This window comes from Brasilonema bromeliae SPC951 (genome assembly GCF_012912135.1).
Taxonomy (GTDB): domain Bacteria; phylum Cyanobacteriota; class Cyanobacteriia; order Cyanobacteriales; family Nostocaceae; genus Brasilonema; species Brasilonema bromeliae.
Genome location: NZ_QMEB01000216.1, coordinates 1 through 11,910, shown reverse-complemented (window position 1 = coordinate 11,910; position 11,910 = coordinate 1). Strand labels below are relative to the sequence as shown.

The window sequence follows — 11,910 nt, the reverse complement described above, 5'->3', positions numbered from 1 at the left end:
GTAAATACCCTATAAACGGAAGGTTAAGTATCTCAGATATAGGATTCCTATTTGATTTTTGAACAGAACTCCGTACAGTTTCTGTTCCCTGTTCCCTGTTCCCTGTTCCCTAGCTCAACTAGTAAGTATGGCTATGGCTGACGCCACGGAAGCCCGCCTAACGCCACGCAAGCTAACATAAACCAAACCAGATTCCTATAGCATTCTTAGCAGGCACAAAACAGTAAAAATCGATCATGTCAGTTGAAAGTGCGCAATATCAGTTATATATAAATATGCTATTGCAATATGATTTGAGTTGTTAGATTCATTCATTAAATTTCAAAGAAAACGGTTCTAATATCTAAAAATTAGATGGAATGTGTCAATCATTTAGGCAATCATCTCCAAAAGTCTAAAAATGTCACAAATATAAAGTTAATCAAAAATTTACGATTTCTTCATAATAAAACTTAAACAAAACTATAGTATTTAGAACAGCAATTTTGACAAAAAATACTAGGGACTTGCCTAAAAATGAATAATAAGACTGTAATGGTTCCTTTTGTAGACCTAACTTTACAGCATCAACCAATTCAAACTCAATTACAACAAGCAATCCAAGGTGTAACGGAACGAGGGGATTTTGTTTTAGGGCAAGCACTCAAAGAGTTTGAAGCAGCTTTTGCTGCTGCGTCTGGTGTAGAGTATGGAGTTGGTGTTGCTTCGGGAACTGATGCGATCGCCCTCGGTTTACAAGCCTGTCACATTGGTTCTGGAGATGAAGTTATTTTGCCAGTAAACACCTTTGTTGCGACACTGATTGGGGTGATACGTGCAGGGGCAAAGCCAATTTTTGTAGATTGCGATCCACAAACAGCTTTAATTGATTTAGAAGCAGCAGCACGGGCAGTTACACCTCAAACCAAAGCAATTCTTCCAGTACATCTTTACGGGCAGATGGTGTCGCCACGGCAGTTGTTAGACTTTGCCGACACTTTCAAAGTACTCATTTTTGAAGATGCAGCCCAAGCCCATCTCGCTGAACGAGAAGGATATCGCGCTGGTTCTGTGGGAACTGCAGCAGCTTTTAGTTTCTATCCCAGCAAGAATTTAGGAGCATTTGGAGATGGCGGGATGTTATTAACGCGAAATCCAGATGTCGCTCAAAAAATGTTACGCTTGCGGAATTATGGTGCGGCTCAAAAATACATTCACGTTGAAGAGGGAACCAATAGCCGCCTAGATACAATTCAAGCAGCAGTGTTGCACGAGAAATTACCATATTTACCACAATGGAATCGCGATCGCCTCAATGCAGCCCAGCAGTACGACATTGAACTAGCACCTCTAGCATCAAGTGGAATTATTCCCATACAAAACCACAGCGGCGAGGGACACGTTTATCATCTTTATGTCATCAGAGTAGATGATTCTTGTGCCGTACAACGTCAGCAACTTCAAGAACAACTCGCACAAGTGGGAATTCAAACTGGCGTTCACTATCCAATTCCTTGTCATCTCCAACCAGCATTCACCCACCTAGGCTATCAAGTCGGGGACTTCCCCAATGCTGAAATGCTGGCGAAGCAAATACTATCCTTACCTATGTATCCTGGTTTAAGTCACAGCCAAGTTCAGCAAGTCGTATCAGCAATCGCATCAACCCTCAGTGCTGAACAACAAAAGGTACTGTGTATTTGAAAAAATAATGTCATGATAAATACTGAGTGAATCAGAAGAGTAATACTCATTATTCTTCACTCAGTATTTATCAAACTCACAATTGATAATTCATTATCATAAAAGCCATGCAAATTCGGCACCAGCTGAAAAATGCAAATACTACACGCCTGATTACCCCAGCTATATTAGGCATTTTGCTACTGCTTTATGCTCCTGTGTTATTTTACTGGGTGCAAGGTTGGCTCAACAAAAGTATTAGTATAGAACACGAATATTTTAGCCACGGTATCATTGGTTTACCGTTTGCTGCATACCTTTGTTGGTTGAACCGAAAAAAATGGCAAAGACTACCAAATATTTCCCATCCTCTGGGTGTGGTGTTGTTAGTACTGGGAGGAGTTTTTTACCTGAGTGGTGTCAGCGAGTGGGTCAACATTTCCTTTCCAACTATACTGACAGGGTTGTGTTTCTGGCTTAAGGGAATTCCTGGCTTAAAATTGCAAGGATTTGCTTTAATATTAGTACTTCTTGCAACACCAACATCAGTTCCCTACCTCATTACTCCCTACACATTACCTTTACAGAGTTTCATCGCGGGTACTGCTGGCTTCATACTCAGTCAGCTTGGTATGCAAGTCACTGTCGATGGCATAAATATATATGTTGGGGGAAGAATTGTAGAAGTTGCACCTTACTGTGCAGGGCTGAAAATGCTATTTACGACTCTTTATGTTGGCTTGATGCTGCTTTATTGGACAGGTGCTTTGTCTTCGCGCCGCAAAAGTATTTGGTTTTTATCTATTGCAGTCTTAATTAGTATTTGCGCCAATATCGTTCGTAACACATTACTGTCCTTCTTTCATGGCACAGCACAAGACGGAGCTTTTGATTGGCTGCATAATGGTTGGGGTGGTGATTTGTATTCTGCTGTTATGCTGCTTTCATTGGTGCCAACTCTAAATTGGATTGAGAAATATTTTGCAGAAGTTTCAGAGTAAAATTTTGTCTAGATACTGTAAACTTCACTGATGATTTCTTTTTCCAAGTTTCTCAAGGAGCAACGGTTTTCTCAGATAGTAGCGCTTTTGTTGCTGTTACTACTGTTGCTTATAGGAGCAATTCCTGGTTACCTGACAGGACACTGGGAATGGCAGCAATTACCACGAATCACTCGTCTCCAGGAGTTGAAAGATTTACGTCAAAAGGGGTTGATCCTTCCTGGTTGGCAGACGATAGAACAGCGAGAACAAGAAATAGGGGAAGGCACATGGTCTTATCAGTTTATTCAGAAAAAAAGCGACCAAACCAAAGCAGTTCTGCTTTTGCGACCACAAACAGGATCTAAAGATCAGCCTGTGGTGGAGTGGACGGAAATAAACAGCCTTTGGCAGTGGCAGATAGCTCAGTATCGCTCTGCTGATTTTACTGTTAAACCGCAAGGGACAGAGTCAAATGCTGCTGAAACAAAAGTACAAGCTAGGTTCTTTCGTGCCTCAACAAATCAGCAGACTTTTGCGGTTTTGCAATGGTATGCCTGGTTCAATGGTGGTAGTTCATCACTTTTCCCGTGGTTTATCGTCGATCAGCTAGCACAGTTGCAAAAAAAACGCGCTCCTTGGGTTGCTGTGAGTATTCTCATTCCTATGGAACCATTAGGGCAGGTGGAAACAACTTGGAATGAAGCTAAATCTCTCGGTCAAACAGTGCAAGCCACTTTGATGGCAGGTCCTTTGTCCAGTCGTTCACCAATGCATTTGTATAAAAAAAGTAAAGTTTTGCGATAAAAAAGTACTTTTTAGCGTCTTAATTTAAAGTAAAGTTATAACTCTGTTATGTACATTGGCACTTCCTACTATAAGTAAGTTATAGTGCCAATGTCTATTGTTCTTGGTTGTCGTATGCGCTTGTTTAACGCCCTGTCTTCTGCTGGTTTGTACGTAGGCGTTTTTGTGGTAACAATTGTCCAACCTGTTGTTGCTCAAACATCAACGCAGAAACGAACGTCAGGACAGGCTCCCGCGCCTCTACCTAATACTCCAGCAAGACAGGTTCCCGCGCCTCTACCTAATACTCCAGCCGGACAATTACTACGACAACCTCCTCCACCTGCGCCTAGTAGTACTGACTTTATCGCTCCTGGTCTTCAAGAAGGGATGTCGCCGCAATTGAACCGCTACCTTTTGGGACCAGGAGATAGCATTAACGTTTTGGTTCAGCGTACTCCCGGTCCCTATCGTTTAGGACCAGGAGACTCTATTGGAGTTTCAGTTTTACGCTTCCCAGATTTAAGCTTTCAAGCCCTGATTAACCCCGAAGGAAACATCGTGGTGCCATTACTGGGAACATTGTCACTCAAGGGGTTGACTCTACAACAAGCACAAGAAAAAATTCGCTCCGGCTATAATCGTTTCGTCGTCAATCCAAATGTGACATTGTCATTGCTGGCGCAGCGTCCAGAGTTCAATTTTTCGGCTCAAATTAATCCTGAAGGCAACATCATCGTGCCGCAAGTAGGGACAGTATCCCTACAAGGCTTGACTTTGGAAGAAGCGCAAGAAAAAATCCGCTTGGCTTTGAGTCGCCAATTAGTTAACCCACTTGTGTCACTATCATTGATAGGACAGCGACCAGTTCAAGTCACTATTAATGGGCAAGTCAATCGACCTGGAGTTTATCCTATTACCTCAGCAACGCCTCGCGTTAGTGATGCGTTGTTGTTAGCTGGTGGTTCTGCGATGATGGCAGATCTGCGTCAAGTCCAAGTACGCCGGAAACTGGTTGATGGGTCTGTGGTTTCACAAACGATAGACCTGTATACTCCATTACAAAATGGCGGTGACATACCTAACCTCCGCTTGCAAGACGGCGATGCGATCATTGTGCCACGTCGGGAACTTGCAAACGATAAGAGTTATGACCGCGCATTGGTGTCTCGCTCAACTTTAGCAACACCGCAGATTAGAATTCGTATTTTAAATTATGCTGGTGGGGGAATAGTCACTGTCCCTTTGCCTAATGGTAGTACTTTTATAGACGTATTGGCAGGAATTAATACTGACAGTGCAAACCTCAGTGAAATCGCTCTCATTCGTTTTGACCCAGAAAGAGGTCGAGCCGTCAAGCAAACGATTAATGGAAAAAAAGCTCTGTCAGGGGATGCATCTCAAAATGTCCCACTTCAAGATAACGATGTTATCGTAGTAGGACGAAGCCTGATTGGTAAAATTACTAATATCATCGGTACAATTGCCCGTCCCTTTTACGATATTCGTACCTTTCTCCGCTTCTTCGGTGTCAATGACTATAGATACTAGATTAGTAGTCCTTGCCAGCCGTGTGTAAGAGAAGGAAGAGGAATGAACTTATGAAATAATTTATAATTTCAAACTCCTCAAAACCGAAATTATCTAAAAACTATAGTCGAATTTATACCTAGTTTTGATTTGCTGCTGCCATGACTCCACCAATTGTTAAACGCTACCTCATTGCTTTCGATAAGTACAAGTGGATTGGACTAGCTAGTTTTGGTCTAGTTGTAGCGGGATCAATGGCGGTGGCTTTGCAACCACAACAATCTAGATATGTAGCGAACGGCGCACTTACATACAATCGTCCAACAGTTTCTTTTTCCGCAACAGGCAGTGAAATTAATCTGCAAGGGCAGGAACTGAGCAAAGATATTTTGCTATCAGAGCAAGTCATTGATGCTGCGGCAGCTAAAGTCAATGTCAAGCCAACAAAAATACGTCAAAATTTCGTGCTTACGATGCCTGAGAAAGACTCTAAAACTGGAGGAGATAAACAACTCACACCCACACTCATCGAACTGAAATATAACGATACTAAGATCCAGGCAGCACAAGACACATTGCAGGCGTTGATGGAGGCAATGATCGCGCTGAGTGCGGAAATTAATACACGGAGATTAAAAGCAGTTATTGGCAAAGTTAATGAACGCTTACCACAGGCGAAAAAAGAACTACAAGCGGCTGAGCAGAAGCTAGAAGTGTATGATCGCAAAGAACGACCTGCTATATTGGCTGCAGAAAATGGAAGTTTACTCAACGCAGTCACAAGTAGCCAAATACAGCAGCGACAAACTCAATTAGTTCTTGCTGGAATTGATACTCAAATTCGCAGCATACAAGAAAAACTGGGTTTAACCGTCAATCAAGCTTATGTCTCTTCTGCTTTGAGTGCTGATCCGATTATTGCTAACGTGCGAGTACAACTTTACCAAATTGAATCCCAAATTGAAGTTTTAAAGAAAGAAGGTTTGCGCCCCGAACACCCCACAATGATTCAGTTGCGGAATCAGAAAGAAGCTTATGAGAACCAACTTCGGCAACGTGGTAGTGAGGTTGTAGGCGGTAAAGATGGAACAGCACCGCTTCCAGCTACTATTGCCATTCGTTCTCGAAGCAACCTAGATCCAGCCCGACAGCAGCTGGCAAATCAGATGGTCGCTTTGCAAACTCAGCGCGAGACGTTGCAACAGCAATTCCTTGACCTGACAAAAGATGAAGCACGATTGCGGAATGAGTATTCTCTGATACCCAATAAGCAATTGGAGCGATCGCGCCTAGAACAGGAAGTTGCACTCAAAAAAGCCGTCTATGACCAAATGCAGGTAAAGCTAACAGACGCAAAAACAGCAGAAGCTGAGACAGTCAGCAGTCTTGGGATTGCTAGACCACCAATCGTGATCGATGCTAATAAGGATCGTCTGAGTCCGCCAATTACCCTGGGTATAGGCAGTTTACTAGGATTGTTGGTAGGTGGTGGAGTTATATTTTTACTAGGATCATTGGAAACAACCTTCAAAACCAAGGAAGATATCCGCGACAGCCTCAAACAACGAGAAGTTCCTCTGTTGGGCGAATTGCCTTTGATGCCAGTTGATGGGTTAGATCTAGGTGAGGTGCCAGTCGTCCTTTCTCTAGATTCTTTGTATTTAGAGTTTTATGAAAAGTTCCGCAGTAATCTGCGCCGCGTGGGCGGGAGAAAATTGAAGGTGGTATTGATTACCAGCACCAGCAGTGGAGAAGGTAAGACAGTTAGTGCTTATAACTTAGGAATAGCATCCGCCCGTGCAGGCAAACGAACCTTGATTATTGAAGCAGATTTGCGATCGCCTTCTCACTCTTCATCCCTAGGAGTGACTTCCGACCCCGATGCTATCATTGAACCCCTGCGTTATTACGCCAACTTGGGCGAGTATATTCGCTTAGTGCCAGATATAGAAAATTTATACATTCTTCCTAGCCCAGGTCCTGTGCGTCAATCAGCGGCAATTCTAGAATCTAGTGAAATACGACGCCTCATGGAGGATGTACGCGAGCGTTTTGATTTGGTGATTTTAGACACCCCTGCTCTCAGTTTATCAAATGACGCTTTGTTAATACAGCCTTACACCGATGGCATTGTGCTAGTGACAAGACCAAACAATACACAAGAAAATATACTCACTGAAGCGATCGACCAATTGGTGGAATCTGACCTTGAGTTGTTGGGAGTCGTGATTAATGGTGCTGATATCACCATGCCTCTGTCTTACTCATATATGGGTTCAAACTATCCACCTGAAGAACCACAAGCACGAGTAATAAATGGAGCTAGGAGATAGGGAGTTGAGGTGTGAAAGCTTGCGCTCACACACCAAATGTTTAATATAATTCTCAAAGAAAAGAGAAAAAAGTAAAGGTAAAGCTAGTTGCCAGTACCTACATATGACACTCGGTAAATCACACCGTTGGTATCATCTGTGAACAACAGGGAACCGTCAGGTGCGATCGCAAGACCCACAGGTCTGCCAAACTGTGTCAATTTTTCTTCATCCAAAAATCCTGTGATGAAGTCCTCAAATTTTACTGGTTTGCCATTTTCGTATCGCACCCGCACAACTTTGTAACCTGAGGGAGGGTTGCGATTCCACGAACCGCGCATCGTAACAAAAGCATCATTACGGTATTCTTCAGGAAACTGGGATGCTGTATAAAATGTCATTGCCAACGGCGCACTATGAGCCGTGTAGGTGAGTACTGGCGGTTGTGTATTGGCGCAGTATTCCTCCTTTGTCGTGCCTGTGGGATTTGCTGGTAGGTACACATCCGGACGGCGATCGGCATAACAAAAAGGCCAGCCGTAGTTTGCACCCTCCGCAATCAGATTCAATTCTTCTGGAGGTTGCTCATTACCACGCCAGTCAGAACCATGATCCATGCCCCACAGTTCCCCAGTTTCCGGATGCCAAGCAAAGCCGATAGTATTACGTAAGCCCGTGGCATAAATCGTCCGATTACTACCATCGGGTTGTGCACGCAGGATAGTCGCGTTTTCCGGGTTCGTGTCTCTACAGGCGTTACAAGTACTACCTACTGTAATGTAAAGCAACCCGTCAGGACCAAAGGCAAGGGTGCGGTTTGGGTGTTGTCCCGCATCTGGCAAGTCATTAATTAATTCCTGCGGTTCGCCTATGACCCCTGGCGACTGCAAAGGAGCGGCATAAAGTTGTCTGTCTGTGACAAAGTAGAGACGATTCTGATAAATCGTGATGCCATTGATGTATTTATAACCCGACGCCACCGTCCGTATTTCGTCAGCACGCCCATCTTGATTCGAGTCAAGCAGTGCCAACACATCACCTTGTTCGCGGCGGGTCACGTAGATAGTACCATCGGGGGCTACTGCCAACATCCGGGGGTTGCCCAAGTCTTTGGCAAACACATTGATGCGAAATCCCGCAGGTAGTTGGAGTTGTTGCAGCAGCGATTCGTCAAATTCCAGTTGCTGAGGCGTTACCAGATAGCCCTCAACTTGCTCTATTCTTAGTTCCTGCGACTGTTGTGCATTGCCAGGAAGGGTTATGGTCAACAGTAAAGCACAACCGATGAGTAAGTTTCTTGCTTTCACGGCATCTTTCCTTAAATGTTGATAGGAGAAGACTAAGTTACTAAAAGTAAAAGTATGAAGTATAAAATTTTTTATCCTTCATCCTTTCTTTGGGTAATCATTTCGGATGAATTTTCGTAAGATAGTTTAGAGCTATAGCAGTGATAACCACATCTTTCTAATGGGATAGGAATTACTGCCTTAAACTTGTCAAAACTCCTCTGTTAAGGAGCGCTTCTTCTTATGATTAGACCACAAATGGTAGGGTGGCATTGCCCAGAAAAGCTTATTTGATGGACATTTGAGATATTGGTGGGTTGGGTCTAAACGTATAAAAATCAGCACAACTCCGGAAAAATCGTTTCATAAAAAATTCGGATTTTGGTATAGCAGTTAACATTTGGGGGATTTTTCCGTCACGGGGTCTTACACGTATAGCAGGGAACTCTTAACTCTTAACAGGTGAGACCAGCCCCCGTCTTGGCGGTCTCCGTCACGTAGACGCGTTCGCGAAGCGTGTCGCTCTGCGACTCAGCGGCTTCCCGTAAGGGTAGGGGGACTGGCGAACCCGAAGGGGAACGCTTAACTCTTAACGGGCTTGATGGTCTGGTGGTGTCCGTATTTTCTCATTAGTTCATGCCCTAATCTACCTGGCAACTGCTATAAAAATTTAGCCAGCCCAACCGGGGATTTTTCCGCTTTTAATGAAGCGGTGTCAATTGGAATCCCCGTGACGCAAGAATCCCCCGCCTTCTAAGCGTGGGGAGTGTCAAAAGTTCATGAGCCACTAAACTCCAGTTCTAAGTTTTTTCTAGGTCAAGTCAGAAATTTGCATTCTGAGTAGACAGCTGCTTGACCAAGTCGTTGATTTTCCTCACCTATAACCGGCTGTAGCTAATAACCCTCTGTTGTTGCCAAGGAAGTTGTTTCTGACTGTCCATAGGTGTAGCGCGTTTATATAAGCATCAAAATCTGCGCAATTTTAACGTTTTTTCATACAAGATTGTTAATTGAGCTGATTTTATTGGGAAAAATGTGATAATATACGTCAGATGATATATAAAATCATCTATCTAAAGGAGGAATGTTCAAATAATTAATCAAAATTATTTTTTAAAACTTTACGCATCTTGCGGAAGAGTTGCACGCTATCACTTTCGCAGAGGTTATAACCTGCCAGGAAAATTATAATTCATTTCACTCCCCCAGTTCAAGAACTGGTTGCCCCCATGCAACCTTAAAGTGAAATGCTATTACCTCTAGGCATATATTTGAGCAGTGAGAGTGAATATTTACTTAGCATACGTACGAGTAGGTTTCTCTATCTACTGTATATATCGTTTCGTCAAACTCCACACATATAATCAATAACAGTAAAACACGCGCGTCAATGGATACAAATGAGACTGGGAGTATTGCTAGCATTATTGAAAAGCGTCTTCCCTTAGCTAGAAAAATAGTAGATGTAGAGGCGGAACTTAAATTCTTGGACTCAGCAGTCCAACATCTTCAAAATTCTCAGAATCAGTTGCTGAAACGACTTGATGATTCAAGTGTGCCTAGCCTTTTGGAGAACATCTGTTTAACCACACAACAATTAAGCATTAATACTGAACTAGAAGCGCTGGCAAAACTCAAAGAGCGCTTTTGCCATAAGACACTTAATGATGAGAAATACGCCTCGTTACGCCAACAACAATTAAATTTACTCCAAAACCAAGTGAAAGATGAGTTAGAGAAAGTCAACAAGGCTTTAGATTTAGCAACCCATGATGATATCCATGGGCTTGCGCTGTTTGAGGTAAAATTCAAAGAACTTTGGTTGGCTGTAACAAACAGTCTAGAGGAACTGCTCACAGAGCTTAGGCAAAAGCGAGAAGCAGTTGATATGGACTTTAAAAAGCAAGTAGAAGCTGTTTTGCAAACTTGTCGAAGTGATACCGGAATTCCCTCAATTCAAGAAATAAAACAGCGTTTTTGTCTAGAAAAAAGCTACGAAACTATATACGAAAAGTACCTGAATGAAATCCGTGCTCATTTGTCGAAACATCTGTCGTCATTGGATATCGGTTTAGAGCGATCGCTTAACAAAGTTAAATCGCAAGTGACTCAGATACTAATGGACAAGGGACACTTGGAAAAACTGACACCAGCGAAAGGAACTGAATTTATGGAAGCGATCGCCAAGCAAATACCTGATGAACTGATACCAGGGATACCGAGTCAACTTAAGTATGGGTTGCAAACCCTAGCTAAGTTTAAGCTTTCTTACCGAGGATTTCTACAGTATCGCATTCGCAAATGTTTAGATGGACTGACTCCAAATCAGCCTGCAACCCTCAAGCTTTCTGCATCGTCCTCTGCTGAACAAGTGTTACTCAATCTCAAAATAGCTTACGCAGAAGCTGTGAGTAAGTGTGAAAAAGCTTTGAAAGAATTGCTGTGCGAGCCAAGTCAAGTGATTTATGCAATTGTAGAAGAATTTGTAGATTGCATACTTCGCGCTAGAGATGTAGAAAGTGAATGGCGAATCTTTCTACAAGATGTGCGACGGCAAATTTGGCAGGAATTTCAACATTTAGCCGATACTCCTCTTCCAAAGCCGTCCCTTTGGGCCAATGCACATAAGGAAGCCACCAAAGATGATCATACCCAACAGCCATATGAGGTGTCTCCCACTCATGACTTTTAAGTCCCAGCCACGCGCCACTGGCTATAACTGAGGGAACCTCAAGTGGGCAGAGTATGTACACGAGTCGCCTACCTTCGGGTTACGTCGGTGCATAGCGCTGCGTCACCCTGGCGCGATCGGCTTTTGATGAATGCCAAGTGGTATTAGTGTACCCAAATGGGGATGTTGACAGCTTAGGAATGAAACGCTCCCAAGATTTAAGCATTTGTCATATTCTTTGGGAGGCGCTGCTATAGGCAATATAGTATTAAAGCTTTTCTTATGTTAAAAAAACTAAATATTATTTTTAAGTTTTTCATTTTTTCAATAAACAAAATAGAAAAAAAGTTATCTGTTTCCAGAGCATCATTTAGCTTAAATTTAGAGCTAAATACAGGCTATTATATTTTGTTCTAAAAACTTCAATACGTTGGTAGTACACTGATCCGAACACTCAACGGATAAGGGGAAAAACGGATTTTTGAAAATATGTTGTTTCTTCTTACTAAACTAGCATTTTTGTGATTATTCATTGTTAAATGTGTGAATAGGCTGTTCTGTGCTATACACCAATAATTTCAAATTAGTGAAAATTTCTTTGACAATCATAATACCACTCTCTTGAATTGAAATTTACTCTATGAAACTAGATTTTTTAGCACTATTGACAAGTTGTACAAGGT

8 protein-coding genes are annotated in these 11,910 nt (G+C 42.7%); 6 read left to right on the top strand and 2 right to left on the bottom strand.

Going from position 1 to position 11,910, the window contains the following annotated elements; translation table 11 throughout:
* The first annotated feature begins 516 nt into the window (after window positions 1-516).
* The 5 genes from DP116_RS22350 (at window position 517) to DP116_RS22330 (ending at window position 7,291) form a co-directional block, all read left to right on the top strand.
* Window positions 517-1,683 carry a DegT/DnrJ/EryC1/StrS family aminotransferase gene (locus DP116_RS22350; RefSeq protein WP_169157266.1) on the top strand — a complete coding sequence of 389 codons (1,167 nt, stop codon included), beginning with the start codon at window positions 517-519 and terminating at the stop codon, window positions 1,681-1,683.
* A 107-nt stretch (window positions 1,684-1,790) separates the two neighbouring features.
* Window positions 1,791-2,663: a cyanoexosortase B gene (gene crtB, locus DP116_RS22345; RefSeq protein WP_169157265.1), complete on the top strand. Its 873-nt coding sequence runs from the start codon at window positions 1,791-1,793 to the stop codon at window positions 2,661-2,663.
* 30 nt (window positions 2,664-2,693) lie between these two features.
* Window positions 2,694-3,449, top strand: a complete 756-nt coding sequence (locus DP116_RS22340) for a cyanoexosortase B system-associated protein (protein ID WP_169157264.1) — start codon at window positions 2,694-2,696, stop codon at window positions 3,447-3,449.
* A gap of 90 nt (window positions 3,450-3,539) precedes the next feature.
* Window positions 3,540-4,979 (top strand): polysaccharide biosynthesis/export family protein, encoded by a 1,440-nt coding sequence (locus tag DP116_RS22335; protein WP_246275746.1) that lies wholly within the window; start codon window positions 3,540-3,542, stop codon window positions 4,977-4,979.
* A 140-nt stretch (window positions 4,980-5,119) separates the two neighbouring features.
* Entirely contained in the window at window positions 5,120-7,291 is a 2,172-nt protein-coding gene (locus DP116_RS22330; RefSeq protein ID WP_169157263.1) for a GumC family protein, read from the top strand.
* Window positions 7,292-7,374: 83 nt separating this feature from the next.
* Here the strand turns inward: DP116_RS22330 and DP116_RS22325 are convergent, their stop codons facing one another.
* Window positions 7,375-8,577, bottom strand: a complete 1,203-nt coding sequence (locus DP116_RS22325) for a PQQ-dependent sugar dehydrogenase (RefSeq protein ID WP_169157262.1) — start codon at window positions 8,575-8,577, stop codon at window positions 7,375-7,377.
* A gap of 1,369 nt (window positions 8,578-9,946) precedes the next feature.
* Here DP116_RS22325 and DP116_RS22320 point away from each other — a divergent pair.
* Window positions 9,947-11,248: a hypothetical protein gene (locus DP116_RS22320; RefSeq protein ID WP_169157261.1), complete on the top strand. Its 1,302-nt coding sequence runs from the start codon at window positions 9,947-9,949 to the stop codon at window positions 11,246-11,248.
* Between the two features lie 79 nt (window positions 11,249-11,327).
* On the opposite strand, the gene DP116_RS30015 is transcribed toward DP116_RS22320, so the two are convergent.
* Entirely contained in the window at window positions 11,328-11,453 is a 126-nt protein-coding gene (locus DP116_RS30015; protein WP_281357460.1) for a hypothetical protein, read from the bottom strand.
* Between the last annotated feature and the right edge of the window lie 457 nt (window positions 11,454-11,910).